Here is a 12,371-nt window from a genome sequence, read left to right as displayed (position 1 = left end):
CGTCAGCTCCTCTTCAGCTTAGGATCGAGAGCGTCACGCAGACCATCACCGATCAAGTTGATCGCCAGCACTGTGGTTAAAATCGCAATACCTGGGAAGGTGACAACCCACGGCGCACGCAGGATGAACTCGCGGGATTCAGCAAGCATCGTGCCCCATTCTGGTTGAGGTGGCTGAGCACCCATACCGAGGAAGCCCAGAGCCGCTGCATCAAGGATCGCGGTGGAGAAGGAAAGCGCTGCCTGCACGATGAGTGGAGCCATACAGTTTGGCAGCACAGTCACGAACATCAGACGCAGAGTACCAACACCGGAAACACGCGCGGCCATCACATACTCACGGCTCATTTCGGACATCACTGATGCTCGGGTGAGACGCACATAGTATGGCTGCTGCACGATTGCGATCGCGATCATCGCATTGAGGAGCGATGGGCCGAGAATAGCAACAAGCACCAAGGCCAGCAGCAAGGACGGGAATGCCAGGATGATGTCCATGATACGCATGATGATGGTATCAACCCAACCACCAAACGTACCGGCCACCAGACCGAGACACACACCAACAACAAGCGCAACAGATACAACCACCACACCAATGAAGAGCGAGAACTGGCTGCCGTAAATCAGGCGAGACAGCAGGTCACGCCCTACAGCATCTGTGCCAAGAACGTAGGACCAGCTTCCACCTTCCTGCCATGCTGGTGGCAGGAGCAGCGCATCGCGATACTGTTCGATTGGTGAATGAGGTGCAATAAAAGCTGCTCCCACAGCAATCACAACAAGCGTCAGGAAGAAGATCAGACCCGCAACAGCCCCTTTGTTGGTGCGGAAATGTCTCCAGAAATTGACGATAAGTTCAAACCGGGTATCCGGTCCGGAATTTTGTGTCACGTCAGCCATGATTTACTCCGTATGCCGAATTTTCGGATTAACCAGACCGTACATCAGGTCTACAATCAGGTTCACGATCATGACGATTGCAGCAATCATCAAAAGACCGCCCTGCACGACCGGATAGTCACGACGGAAAATACTATCAACCATCCACTTGCCGATTCCCGGCCAGGAGAAGATGCTCTCCGTCAGGATTGCGCCGCCAAACAGCACGCCGATCTGCAAACCGATGATGGTGATGACCGGAATAAGCGCATTACGCAGAGCGTGAATGCCGACCACACGGAAATTGGAGAGGCCCTTTGCACGTGCAGTACGCACATAATCTTCATCCAGAACTTCCAACATGGCAGAGCGCGTCTGACGCGCAATAACTGCCAGTGGAATAGTGCCCAGAACGATGGTTGGGAGAATCAGATGGCTTACAGCCGAGGTAAATGCACCTGGCTCATCTGAGAGCAGAGTGTCGATCAACATGAAGCCTGTGACAGGCTCAATCCAGTACAACAGAGAGATACGACCTGAAACAGGTGTCCACCCCAAAATGCCGGAGAAGAAGATGATCAGCAGCAGGCCCCACCAGAAGATTGGCATGGAATAACCGGCCAACGCTGTTGTCATAACAGTGTGGTCCAGCGCCTTACCGCGCTTTACAGCTGCGATAATACCAGCAGGCAGTCCCACGACGATTGCAAACAGAATTGCACAGAGGCCAAGCTCTACCGTTGCCGGGAAGAGCGTCATAAACTCCTGAAGAACAGGCTGTTTTGTGACAATAGATACGCCAAGATCGCCTTGAACCAAATTACCCAAGTACGTGAAATACTGTTGCCAGATCGGTTCATTGTAGCCGAACTGCACCATAAGCTCTTGATAGCGCTCAGGGCTCACACCGCGTTCGCCAGCCAAAAGCAGAATTGGATCGCCTGGCAGCAGGCGAATGAAGAAGAACGAGGTCAGAGTAACCCCGATAAAGGTCGGGATGAGCAAACCCAGTTTTTTTAATATGAGACGAAGCATACTTCAGTCACACCAATCAGAGGATTGTTTATCCGCAAGCCACCACTTGCGGTATGGAAGACTTTTCCAAAAAAGTATCCCGGCGAATACATCGCCGGGATACAAATTGTCCAGCGGAAAATTATTTCTACTTCAGATCTACGCCATAGAAGTAATGGCCACCAAACGGATCAATCTTGTAGTTTTCAACACGAACACTGATCGGCTCAGAGACAAGAGAGTGCGCAATAGTTGCCCAAGGCGCCTCACGTTTGAATACTACCTGAGCTTCCTCATAAAGTCTTGTGCGTTCATCTACGTCAGATACCTGTTTCGCTTGCACAACAAGATCATTAAATTCATCATTACACCACTGTGCACGGTTGGAACCGCCCACTGCATCGCAAGACATCAGCACTGCAAGGAAGTTGTCCGGGTCACCATTGTCACCAGTCCAACCCAGCAGAACTGCGCCGTCACGATTGATGTCAGAAGAACGTTTAAGGTACTCACCCCACTCGTAGCTGACGATCTCGACTTTAACACCGATTTTCGCGAAGTCAGCCTGAAGGATTTCAGCCATACGACGCGCATTCGGGTTGTATGGACGCTGTACAGGCATCGCCCAGATCTTCATTGTCAGATCTTTAACGCCTTCAGCTTCCAAAGCCGCTTTTGCTGCTGCCGGATCATATGGGTCATCAACAATTTCGTTGTTGTAAGACCACATTGTTGGCGGGATCGGGTTTTTCGCGATCTGGCCTACACCCTGAAATACTGCGTCTAGAATTGCCTGCTTGTTAATAGCCATGTTCAGCGCTTTACGCACTTTTGGATTATCAAACGGTGCCTGCTGGGTGTTGTAGGCCATGTAGCCAACATTCAGACCTTCTTGCTGTAGAAGGGTGATGTTTGGATTTTTGGACATTGCATCCAGGTCAGCCGGGTTTGGATATGCCATAACCTGACATTCACCCGCAGTGAGCTTTTGATAGCGCACAGATGCATCTGGTGTGATTGCAAAGACCAGATTGTCGAGTGGCGCTTTACCATTCCAGTAATCAGGGTTTGCTTTATAGCGGATCAGAGCGTCTTTCTGGTAGCCAACGAGCTGGAAAGGGCCGGTACCAACTGGCTTCTGATCAAACGTGTCCTTGCTGTTCACCATTGCGTCTGCGTATTCTGCTGACTGAATGGACGCGAAGTCCATTGCCAGGTTCGCAATCATCGGAGCTTCTGGACGGGTCAACTTGAATTTGACGGTGTAGTCGTCAATCTTTTCAATGCTGTCGATCAGGTCAGGCATGTCCATGGCGTTGAAGTACTCGTAGGTACCGCCAGACACGTTATGATATGGGTTTTCTTTGTTGCCCTGACGGTCGAATGAGAAGATCACGTCATCGGCATTGAAATCACGGGTTGGTGTGAACCACTTTGTGTCGTGGAATTTTACACCCTTGCGAAGGTGGAAGGTGTATTCCTTGCCATCTTCAGAAATTTCCCAGCTTTCAGCCAGTGCCGGAGCAACTTCGGTTGTGCCAGGCTTGAACTCCACCAGCTTGTTGTAGATCTGACGCGAGCTTGCATCAAATGTGGTGCCTGCGGTGTACAGAGACGGTGTAAAGCCTTCCGGAGACCCTTCAGAACAGTACACGAGAGTTTTTGCCATTACAGGGCCAGCTACAACCGCTGCTGCAAACAGGCTACCACCAAGCAAGAGGCTTTTTTTCAAGGACATAGGTATTCTCATTCCGTTTTATTGCTTGTTCCAGTTGTTCTTCAACACTGCTTATTGCTGCAGTTAATTCAGGGATTTTGGCTTTGAGAGATTATTCTGGCAGCGGACAGATAGAAGGCCGTCTTCTCCACATGAAGTTGCACGACACAGTTTCCCTGCGAGATACATTCTTCAGGTTTTTCGATTTCGGCTTGCACGTAATTCCGCGACGAGATTACCCACTCATAGCTCAAACCAAATCAACGACATCGCACAATCATATGCGATTAATTCTTCGATGGTCGATTTTAGAACATTAAGTTTCGTTTCTGACTTCGGAAATAATTAAAAATTTCAGAAGCACTGTCTAATCGGTACGACTACCTATAACTGCATCCTCAGGTTGTTTTATTCCTTCTTACTTACCTAAAATTACATAGGTATTCTTACCATATATTTGCGGCGTCGTAATTATACTTTAGAATCGAACTTGATTATTTAAACAGTTTTCACACAATACTATCAGTAGCTTATACGAATTTAGGCCTGCAGATACGCGTATTGCGTGTCACACAAGCCTGTTATCCGTTTGGTTTTGGAGTATTTTTATTCTTCAGCAAGCTTAGCCATACACTCGTCATGTATGGACTGAATTTCTGAGATCGTGACTTCCAGCGCTTCTTTTCTGGCGCTCAGCTCTTTCAACACTTCCCCGGTTCTAGATCCAAGGTACTCAAGCTGCTGGCGGTGCCCTTCCCCGTGCTGACCATAAAGGTCCAGGAAGTGCTTGATCTCGGAAAGAGAGGAACCAATCGCTTTACCGCGCAGGATCAACGCCAGGCGCGCTCTGTCTTTGCGGTTATAGATACGCACACCATTGACGCGCTGAGGTGAGATCAGACCTTTACTCTCATAAAACCGGATGGATCGGGTAGAAATCTCAAACTCTTCAGCCAGATCGCCAATTCCAAAAAGTTCCTGATCGGCGTGACCCGTTTCTTTTTCCGCTTCCGCGAGAGGGTTCAGCGTTTCTTCTCTTCTCTCAGACATGCATCCCCCTAACATTGAAGAACTTGATTGACGTTACCTCACGTCGCCGTAAAGCATTACCATAACGGCGACACTATATCACCAAATTGTCATTGCGTTTACGGCTTCTCGTTTTCTTCCTAATCTTTACCTATAGGATAACCATCAGAAATCAACACAAATTGCAATTAGCCAGATAGGTAATATTGCGAGATATCGATAGCGCCTTGTAAAAAAGAACGGGATAAACCCACAAGAGATGCCATAGAACATCCGTATCCTGCGTGTTTTTGAATTTTTATTGCGCTGCCGCATTCCCCAGACTTGACAAGTTTGAGGTTTTGGAAGACCCCTGCCCCTACGACGCCTACTGAAGCAACTTGCCTTTGGCTTAGGTCATTTCAGTTATTTGTATGCGTATCCTCTTTTGCGAACCGATTGGCTCTTCAAGGAGATACGCTCTAGGATAAGTTATGAGTAAGAGTCTTGAGGAACGGGTCGACGAACTGGAAATGCATATCGCACACCAGAACGAAACGATCGAAACACTCAATGATGTGGTCTCCAATCAGGCACAGGTTCTTGACCGACTCGTCTCAGCAATGGGACAGATGAAGGACCACCTGCTTGATATTCAGGATCTGGTTGAACAAACACCTGCGAACCAGAAACCTCCACATTACTGAGCAAACAGGCTTTTCCTATACTAAGAGGAAACTATTTTCCTGCTGAACATCAGCAAAGATAGGTATACTCAGGTAAGGGGAAACCTGATATTAAGAGATGACAGGTCTGCTGTGCTTGAACGCAGGCCCTTTTTTCGTGGATCACTCAACGTTACGAGAGTGAACAATACAATTTTCTGTTCCGCCGCCTATAAGGGCTGCCACTGCTGTCCTTTTTTGAACAGCACCTGAGAACAAAAAAGCCTGGATGAGAAAGAAACCCAATGGCTATTGAGCAGATACTGGCGACCCATAAAAAGGAGAGCCTTGCCGATAAAGCTTATCGTCTGATTGAAGAGCTGATCGTCAACCTTGACCTTGCGCCTGGCATGGCGCTGACTGAAGGTGACCTTTGCGAACGGACCGGCATCGGCCGGACTCCAGTGCGCGAGGCCATCAAGCGCCTTTCAACCGAAGGGCTGATCGTTATTCGCCCACGCAAAGGCCTGTTCGTTTCAGAGATTGAGACTTCCGAGTACGTTCTGGTTCTGGAAACCAGAAAGCCTTTGGAGCAACTTCTCGTTGCTTCCGCCGTTAAGCGTGCGACTGCAGAAGAGCGCGAAGCTTTGCACCAGTGCGCAGAAGAAATCCTCGCACAAGCCCGTGCAGGCGATGTAAAGGGCTACCTGCGTGCAGATAAGGTTTTTGATGAGGTGCTTTGTGCAGTCTCTCGGAACCCGTTCACAGCCCGCGCAGTGGCACCACTGCAGACTATGAGCCGCCGGGCCTGGAGTGCGTTCCGCGGTGCTGAGAAACTCGAAGATTCTGCCATTCGCCACCATAAGCTTGCTGAAGCTTTGGCAAACAACGATGCAGAGAAAGCGGAAGCCGCAGCAGTCGAGATGATGGATCATCTGACCAATTTTGCAGTCAAGCAGGCTGAAAAGGCTGGCGACAACGTCTGAACTCAGACATCGCAATCAATAAGCAAAAAGCGGAGCCTGTGCTCCGCTTTTTTATTGCTCAGTCTTTGGCATTTTAAAGGTATCAATCCGGGCGTTGCGCCCGCTTGCCCCGAGCAGAACCAAATAGGGCTGATCTGTTTGAATTACCGGACGCTTTGCACCGTAAATGCCTGAGAGCCGCAAGCGCACCTCACCATGAGGTGTCATTCCTGTAACCATCCCCGCAGACATCTGAGTGAGCTTAATAGGGGCGTAAAGGATCTCATAGGAGGGAGGAGCAGCTCCAGGTCTCATGACGACCACAGAGTTTGCTCTGATATCACGTCCCTCGTCCTGTACGTCGACTACGCCAACGGCTCGGTGCAAAATTTTATACTGGCAATTCATCTAGATAATCATCGTCATCGATACATTATGAAGCCGCGGCCTGTTTGGCAGCATTTTCAACAATGTTGTCCTTCAAACTCGCAGGCACATGGAATGTAAAGTCCTGAATGAGGACGTCCTGCACGATATCTGTCGCGAAGCGTTCGTTGACGCGGTCACGGACCTCGTCAGTCAACTCCTTCAGATCAGATTTTTTCAGCTGGGCGAACTCTTTGTCAGCCTTGCTGTAAATGATACGGAAAGCTTCATCGACGATGAACGCATGAGGTGGAACCGCCAGTTTTGCAAGCAGTTCACTATCAACCGTGAACACAAACTGTGCCACAATATAACCGTGGATCTTGCCATCTTCGAGCACCGGAACGTTGATGGTCGGTGTGCTCTGATAGTCCAGTCCCTCCAAATGCGCATTCTTTTGCAGCATCGGGTCAAAATCAGTCTTGTACAGAGCTGTAAAGTAGGCTGCACCGACGGTGACGAGACAGATCCAAACTCCGGTTACGAGAACTTTCAACATACGTTTTTACCAGCTTCCAACCAGAGATTCATAAGTGCCATCAGAGTCATGATCCTTCATCACTTGTGACAGGAGACCAGATACTTCTTTGACAGCATTGAGCTGGGTCGACAGCAGCTTCATATTAACTGCGAGCTTTTCCTGAAGTTCCTGAAGCCGGACAACGATCTCACTTGGCAAGTTCTCAGGGCCAACTGCCTTGCCTGCCATATCAAGATCAAGCATCGCACGGCCTTTGAGATAGGCGCTCTCTTCCAGATCAATATCACCTTTGCCGACCAGAGCTTCATTCTCGGTCGATAACAGCTTGTCTACGCGCCCAATACTTTTTGAAAGAGCAATGTAGTCTTCCGGCAAGATGTAAGCGTCGGTGTCATCAAGCTGCCCAGTGTCCTGAACCACTGGTTTTTCCTCATGCGGAACCAGTTCCTTGTGCTCACTGTCGATCATCTCAGACATTTATGCCTCTTGCTTTGGGAGAGTTGGACGAATGGTATCTGGCAGAAGCATTTCAGCCAGACCAAGAGAACCTGTTTTAGCGAGTTGGTTTGCGAGCTGCTCCGCCATCAAGCCTTTCCACATGGTGCCTGCTGTCCCGCCGCCATAGACATTTTCAGTCTCTTTTGGCAGCATGGATTTTACGAAGGTCTGCAAGACAGCACTTTCCAGCTTCTCACCGAGATCAGACGTCTCAAGCTTCTTGGAATAGCGGTTGGCCATTGATTTTAAGCTCTCAACGCCCTCTTGCCCTCTTGCCTGAGCCGTGCCGGATGCATTGTCAGCTTCCGCCATAAATCTGGAGAAGCTGCTTGAGGCCCATGATGGCTCAGAGACGGGCAAATCCTTTGAAACGACGGCGGGAGCCTTAAGAGAGCGCGTGGCAGCTCTGACCTCAAAAGGGTCGGCTTGATTTATTACGTCCAGAACAAGATCGCTGACAGGCTGAATGGCCATGAGCACTCCCACTAGTCAAAAGAAGGGCATATATAATTGGAAAGACCCTAATTTCTCAGACTTATCTGGGCCTGACCTTCTTAGGCGCTGCCTGTAGCTCGGCGATTTCCTGAAGCTGCTTTTTCTCTTCGGTCCGGTGATAAGACACCAGAGCTTTGCCATGATGTTTTTCGGTCATGGAGGTCTGCCTCTTCTGATCAAGCAACTTTCCGAGCAACTCGCCCTTGTGCTTTTCCTTCAGAGACTTATTTCTGTTGTTGGTCTCCAGACGCCTGGAGATCGCCCGGTTCATCACTTCACGCAACTCCCCTTCATGACGTCCCCAGTGGCTGACCAACTCCTCGCTCTCTTCGACGCATCGTTGAATTTCGCTATCAAGAACCGCGATGTCGTACTTGATCATCTGCTCTTTTTGTTCCTGAACCTTCAAAATGCGCCGGAGGCGTGTGATGCGTGCTTTATCCATGGCTTTACTGCAATACCAACCAATCGCCGAGCCCAGCATAGAACAGGCGCAACAGCTCAGTTATGATCTGCCAGAGGATGAAAAGCCCTCCCATCATAACAACAGGCAGTGCTACAAAGTAGACTGGCATCTGAGGCATGAGTCTGTTTGTGAGGCCGAGGGTCAGGTTCACAACAACACCGTAGATCAAAAACGGACTTGTGATACGCAACGCCAGCAACAGGCCCTGCATCAGCTTGGTTGAGAACTGATCTACCGCTGCTGCGGGAACAAACTCTCCCCCCACCGGAATTGTCCGATAGCTCTCGGCAAGTCCAACAAAGACATCAGCGTGCGCTCCAGTGATAAACAACATGGCAGTTGCGGTAAGCGTAACCAGAGATGCCAATGGTGGTAGCTGCTGAAATTCTTCGACAATAGTGACAGGCTGGTTGAAGCTGGAGGCATTCGCCGCTGCACCAACCATCATCTGAAGCATGCCAAAGAAGGCTCGCCCAAATGCTGCGATCAACAGACCGATCAACAGCTCAACAAAAATGATGCGTAGCAGCTCATCTAGAGGCGCAGCAGAGATAATTGGCTCAACCACCTCCAATATGAGAGGAGAGATCGCCAGGGTTGCAGATATTGCTATAAACAAACGAACACGGATCATCACACGTGGCGACGAAAAACCCGGCATGGCCATGAGGCATGCTCCGACGCGGCAAAAGACCACGAAGACACTTAGGATTGCCTCAGGAGCATTTTCCAAGGTCACGAAATTGATCCCAATGCCTCAATATCAACGCCGCGCGCCACTTCCATATGAGAGAGGATTGGCAGTGCCGGGAACATACGCTCAGTGATCATGCGCACGTACTGGCGTGCTTCCGGAGCAACGACGACAGCAAATCGCTGACCTGCCGAGATATGCTCGCGAATAACCTCCGCGCTGTCTTTCGCGAATTCTTCGACCTGAGAAGGCTCCATATCGAACTCGATGACTTCACCATTTGCGTCGCGGCGAAGCGCTTGATGGAATGCAAGGTCCCAGCGATTACCAAGACGGAGAACTTTAAGACTTCCATCTCCGGCAATATCACCACAAATTTGTGTCGCCATGCGAATGCGCACATGATCTGCAATTTGCTCAGGTCTGCGTGCATGAGGTGCTATTTCCGCGATCGCTTCCATAATCAATGACAAGTTACGGATAGAGATACGCTCTGCAAGCAGCAGCTTAAGCACGGCCTGCAAGCCTGAGTAAGAGATATGCTGCGGACAGATATCGTCGATCAAACGCGTGTAAGCTGGATCCAGGCGGTCTAAGAGCTTGCGCATGTCCTTATAGGAGAGAAGCTGCGACAGGTTGTTTCTAATCACTTCAGACAGATGTGTCAGCACAACTGAAAGGTTATCGACAGTCGTATAACCTTGTCGTTTCACTTCATGCTCAAAAGCGGTTGGGATCCACATGGCCTGCATACCAAACGCAGGTTCACGTGTTTCAGTACCCGGGAGAGCTGGCAGCTCACGATTGCCGCCAATCACCATCAGTTCACCAACTTTGATGTTCTCAGAGGCAACAATGGTACCGTGGATACGGAACTCGTAACTTTTGGGTTCCAGATTGAGGTTATCTGTGACCTTGATCTCCGGCACAACAAACCCGTACTGCTCAGCAAATTTCTTACGCATTTTATTGATGCGGTTTCCGATTTCTGGCTTTGCGGCCAAAAGGCGGGCAGTGAGCTGCTTGCCAAGACGCATCTCAATTTCAGATAGTTCAAGACTGTCCTTCACGGACTCTTTCTTGACTTCCTTCTGCATCTCAACCTTTTGCAGCTCTGCTTTCGCGAGCTCCGCCTTGGCTTCCGCTGCCTTTTTGGGAATAACGTAGGCAGAAAACCCAAGCACACCGCTCAAGAAAACAAACGGCAGGAATGGAAGCCCCGGAAGCAGCGACAGTAATAAAAGGAGGAGTGACGCGACAGCGAGCGCGCGCGGATATCCAGCCAACTGCCCCATAACAGCTTGCTCGGCTGACCCTCTGGTGCCACCCTTCGAGACAAGAAGACCTGCTGCAAGAGAAACGATCAGCGCCGGAATCTGTGAAACGAGACCATCACCAACAGACAGTTTAGTGAAAACGTCGGCAGCTTCAGCTAAGTCCATGTTGTAGCGTGTAACGCCAATAACGATGCCACCCAAAATATTCACAACGGTGATGATCAATCCAGCGACGGCATCACCGCGCACGAACTTCGAGGCGCCGTCCATGGCACCAAAGAAGGAGCTTTCCTCTTCCAGCTCTGCACGTCTGTGCTGCGCTTCCTTGTCATCAATCATACCAGCAGACAGATCAGCATCAATCGCCATCTGCTTGCCGGGAATTCCATCGAGGGTAAAACGTGCACCAACTTCTGCGATACGACTTGCACCTTTGGTGATCACCAAAAAGTTCACCGTTACAAGGATCGCAAAAACGATAAGACCGATGACAAAGTCACCGCTCATGACAAACTGAGAAAAGCCGTTGATCACATACCCAGCGGCGAGCGGTCCTTCATGGCCGTTTGCCAGAATAACGCGCGTTGTCGCAATGTTCAGCGCAAGCCGAAGCATGGTCGCGATCAACAAAATGGTTGGGAATGAAGAGAACTCTAAGGGACGCTGGATCCAAAGCGAAACCATCAAGATCAAAACCGATAATGCAACTGATATTGCAAGACCGAAATCGATCATAAACGTTGGCATGGGAAGAAATAGCACAGACAGAATGAAGATAATTCCGACTGCAAATCCAATATCACGCTTGCTGTTTGGAGCAGCAATTCCCGTCACTGTCTGAGACATTCGCACCCTTCAATTCGGTATAAGCATACTGCGCTACTTAGGCCGAAACATTGGAGAAGGAAGCTTGTGTGAGGGTGGTCTGGAGGGAAATCAGTGTGAGCTATCCCCTCCTTGCTTATTGCGGCAAACCTGAAAAAGCAGGTTTAAAACCCGTATTCGATCCGTCCGTAGACCATCTCGGTCAACGAGAATATCTGGGAGCCGATATACGGGCCAGTCATGGCAATCAAAATAAAGATCACAACAATCTTCGGAATGAACGTAAGTGTCATTTCCTGAATTTGTGTGAGCGCTTGAAACAGAGCGATAATCAAACCAACAAACATGGCCCCACCAACGGCGGGACCAGTTGCTGTAATCACAGTCCAAATTGCGGTACGCACAATATCGAGTGCATCTGCCTCATTCATTGCTTTATGATCTCACTTCACCATTAAGATGTAGCATCAGACTCGTCAGGAGTGTCGGTATCAGCAGGCGTGTCAGTGTCAGTCGTCGCAGCAGGTGCAGGACGAGAAATCTGGATACCAGGCACCAGAGCTACTTTTGTCCCATCTTCCAGAGTTGCAATCGAGCCATCTGTGAGGATCTGAACGGACTTGATTTTACCAGTCATGGTTTCTGTACCATCCGCATTCGGCACCTCAACCGTCGCACCGATCAGATTGTTGGCCTGATTGATGGAATTCTGCTGAAGCATAGATGTCAGATGGGTGTTCGTTTTTGTAGACTGCTCCACAGCCGAGAACTGCGCCAACTGCCCCATATACTCAGCAGTATCCAGCGGATCTGTTGGATCCTGACTCTTGAGAGACTCCATGAACAGCATTAGAAACGCATTGTAATCTAAGTAAGCTTGCTCACTGCCCTGCGGCTTGAAGACAGGTTCATTGTTTTGAGTAGTATTTGCGGAAGATACTGGATCAACACTCATGTTT

The 12,371-nt window shown here is 49.6% G+C and carries 15 protein-coding genes; 2 read left to right on the top strand and 13 right to left on the bottom strand.

Features of this window, described 5'->3' with window-relative positions; translation table 11 throughout:
- Positions 1 to 2 precede the first annotated feature (2 nt).
- The 4 genes from PsAD26_RS13220 to PsAD26_RS13205 all read right to left on the bottom strand — a co-directional run bounded on the left by PsAD26_RS13220 (position 3) and on the right by PsAD26_RS13205 (position 4,662).
- The gene (locus PsAD26_RS13220) at positions 3 to 902 is read right to left on the bottom strand and encodes an ABC transporter permease subunit (RefSeq protein WP_063288355.1); all 900 of its coding nucleotides are present in this window, start codon (positions 900 to 902) and stop codon (positions 3 to 5) included.
- Positions 903 to 905: 3 nt separating this feature from the next.
- Entirely contained in the window at positions 906 to 1,916 is a 1,011-nt protein-coding gene (locus PsAD26_RS13215) for an ABC transporter permease subunit (RefSeq protein WP_057466044.1), read from the bottom strand.
- Between the two features lie 127 nt (positions 1,917 to 2,043).
- Complete coding sequence (locus PsAD26_RS13210) at positions 2,044 to 3,633, bottom strand: ABC transporter substrate-binding protein (RefSeq protein ID WP_275507199.1); 1,590 nt, start codon at positions 3,631 to 3,633, stop codon at positions 2,044 to 2,046.
- A gap of 585 nt (positions 3,634 to 4,218) precedes the next feature.
- Positions 4,219 to 4,662, bottom strand: a complete 444-nt coding sequence (locus PsAD26_RS13205; RefSeq protein ID WP_063310798.1) for a MerR family DNA-binding transcriptional regulator — start codon at positions 4,660 to 4,662, stop codon at positions 4,219 to 4,221.
- A 452-nt stretch (positions 4,663 to 5,114) separates the two neighbouring features.
- Here PsAD26_RS13205 and PsAD26_RS13200 point away from each other — a divergent pair, with 452 nt between their 5' ends.
- Together PsAD26_RS13200 and PsAD26_RS13195 are read left to right on the top strand one after the other, a co-directional pair.
- Positions 5,115 to 5,327, top strand: coding sequence for a SlyX family protein (locus tag PsAD26_RS13200; RefSeq protein WP_057466042.1), 213 nt, complete (start codon positions 5,115 to 5,117; stop codon positions 5,325 to 5,327).
- Positions 5,328 to 5,590: 263 nt separating this feature from the next.
- The gene (locus tag PsAD26_RS13195) at positions 5,591 to 6,271 is read left to right on the top strand and encodes a GntR family transcriptional regulator (RefSeq protein ID WP_057466041.1); all 681 of its coding nucleotides are present in this window, start codon (positions 5,591 to 5,593) and stop codon (positions 6,269 to 6,271) included.
- A gap of 51 nt (positions 6,272 to 6,322) precedes the next feature.
- Here PsAD26_RS13195 and PsAD26_RS13190 read toward each other — a convergent pair whose 3' ends face one another.
- From PsAD26_RS13190 to flgD, 9 genes are all read right to left on the bottom strand, one after another.
- Complete coding sequence (locus tag PsAD26_RS13190) at positions 6,323 to 6,658, bottom strand: hypothetical protein (protein ID WP_208985675.1); 336 nt, start codon at positions 6,656 to 6,658, stop codon at positions 6,323 to 6,325.
- Positions 6,659 to 6,683: 25 nt separating this feature from the next.
- A complete protein-coding gene (locus tag PsAD26_RS13185; protein ID WP_063293136.1) occupies positions 6,684 to 7,175 on the bottom strand; it encodes a flagellar basal body-associated FliL family protein in 492 nt (163 codons plus the stop codon).
- Between the two features lie 6 nt (positions 7,176 to 7,181).
- Positions 7,182 to 7,634, bottom strand: a complete 453-nt coding sequence (locus PsAD26_RS13180) for a hypothetical protein (RefSeq protein ID WP_057466039.1) — start codon at positions 7,632 to 7,634, stop codon at positions 7,182 to 7,184.
- A complete protein-coding gene (locus PsAD26_RS13175) occupies positions 7,635 to 8,129 on the bottom strand; it encodes a rod-binding protein (protein WP_063310797.1) in 495 nt (164 codons plus the stop codon).
- 61 nt (positions 8,130 to 8,190) lie between these two features.
- Complete coding sequence (locus PsAD26_RS13170; RefSeq protein ID WP_063310796.1) at positions 8,191 to 8,595, bottom strand: hypothetical protein; 405 nt, start codon at positions 8,593 to 8,595, stop codon at positions 8,191 to 8,193.
- Positions 8,596 to 8,599: 4 nt separating this feature from the next.
- Positions 8,600 to 9,355 (bottom strand): flagellar biosynthetic protein FliR, encoded by a 756-nt coding sequence (locus tag PsAD26_RS13165; protein WP_208980745.1) that lies wholly within the window; start codon positions 9,353 to 9,355, stop codon positions 8,600 to 8,602.
- Positions 9,352 to 11,433, bottom strand: a complete 2,082-nt coding sequence (gene flhA / locus PsAD26_RS13160; RefSeq protein WP_063310795.1) for a flagellar biosynthesis protein FlhA — start codon at positions 11,431 to 11,433, stop codon at positions 9,352 to 9,354. The genes PsAD26_RS13165 and flhA overlap by 4 nt, the downstream gene beginning before the upstream one ends.
- A gap of 143 nt (positions 11,434 to 11,576) precedes the next feature.
- Positions 11,577 to 11,843, bottom strand: coding sequence for a flagellar biosynthesis protein FliQ (fliQ, locus tag PsAD26_RS13155; protein ID WP_063288348.1), 267 nt, complete (start codon positions 11,841 to 11,843; stop codon positions 11,577 to 11,579).
- A 23-nt stretch (positions 11,844 to 11,866) separates the two neighbouring features.
- A complete protein-coding gene (gene flgD / locus PsAD26_RS13150) occupies positions 11,867 to 12,367 on the bottom strand; it encodes a flagellar hook assembly protein FlgD (RefSeq protein WP_208985674.1) in 501 nt (166 codons plus the stop codon).
- Positions 12,368 to 12,371 lie beyond the last annotated feature (4 nt).

The organism is Pseudovibrio sp. Ad26 (genome assembly GCF_001623285.1).
In the GTDB taxonomy this organism is placed as follows: domain Bacteria; phylum Pseudomonadota; class Alphaproteobacteria; order Rhizobiales; family Stappiaceae; genus Pseudovibrio; species Pseudovibrio ascidiaceicola.
Note: the sequence above shows the minus strand (reverse complement) of the source record. Positions and strands in the feature narration are given on the sequence as shown.

What these genes read in the sequence shown, in the direction of transcription:
- PsAD26_RS13170 (WP_063310796.1), bottom strand. Translation starts at nt 8,595, where the DNA reads ATGGATAAAGCACGCATCACACGCCTCCGGCGCATTTTGAAGGTTCAG.
- PsAD26_RS13185 (WP_063293136.1), bottom strand. Translation starts at nt 7,175, where the DNA reads ATGTTGAAAGTTCTCGTAACCGGAGTTTGGATCTGTCTCGTCACCGTC.
- PsAD26_RS13195 (WP_057466041.1), top strand. Translation starts at nt 5,591, where the DNA reads ATGGCTATTGAGCAGATACTGGCGACCCATAAAAAGGAGAGCCTTGCC.
- flhA (WP_063310795.1), bottom strand. Translation starts at nt 11,433, where the DNA reads ATGTCTCAGACAGTGACGGGAATTGCTGCTCCAAACAGCAAGCGTGAT.
- PsAD26_RS13200 (WP_057466042.1), top strand. Translation starts at nt 5,115, where the DNA reads ATGAGTAAGAGTCTTGAGGAACGGGTCGACGAACTGGAAATGCATATC.
- PsAD26_RS13215 (WP_057466044.1), bottom strand. Translation starts at nt 1,916, where the DNA reads ATGCTTCGTCTCATATTAAAAAAACTGGGTTTGCTCATCCCGACCTTT.
- PsAD26_RS13190 (WP_208985675.1), bottom strand. Translation starts at nt 6,658, where the DNA reads ATGAATTGCCAGTATAAAATTTTGCACCGAGCCGTTGGCGTAGTCGAC.
- fliQ (WP_063288348.1), bottom strand. Translation starts at nt 11,843, where the DNA reads ATGAATGAGGCAGATGCACTCGATATTGTGCGTACCGCAATTTGGACT.
- PsAD26_RS13220 (WP_063288355.1), bottom strand. Translation starts at nt 902, where the DNA reads ATGGCTGACGTGACACAAAATTCCGGACCGGATACCCGGTTTGAACTT.
- PsAD26_RS13180 (WP_057466039.1), bottom strand. Translation starts at nt 7,634, where the DNA reads ATGTCTGAGATGATCGACAGTGAGCACAAGGAACTGGTTCCGCATGAG.
- flgD (WP_208985674.1), bottom strand. Translation starts at nt 12,367, where the DNA reads ATGAGTGTTGATCCAGTATCTTCCGCAAATACTACTCAAAACAATGAA.
- PsAD26_RS13205 (WP_063310798.1), bottom strand. Translation starts at nt 4,662, where the DNA reads ATGTCTGAGAGAAGAGAAGAAACGCTGAACCCTCTCGCGGAAGCGGAA.
- PsAD26_RS13175 (WP_063310797.1), bottom strand. Translation starts at nt 8,129, where the DNA reads ATGGCCATTCAGCCTGTCAGCGATCTTGTTCTGGACGTAATAAATCAA.
- PsAD26_RS13210 (WP_275507199.1), bottom strand. Translation starts at nt 3,633, where the DNA reads ATGTCCTTGAAAAAAAGCCTCTTGCTTGGTGGTAGCCTGTTTGCAGCA.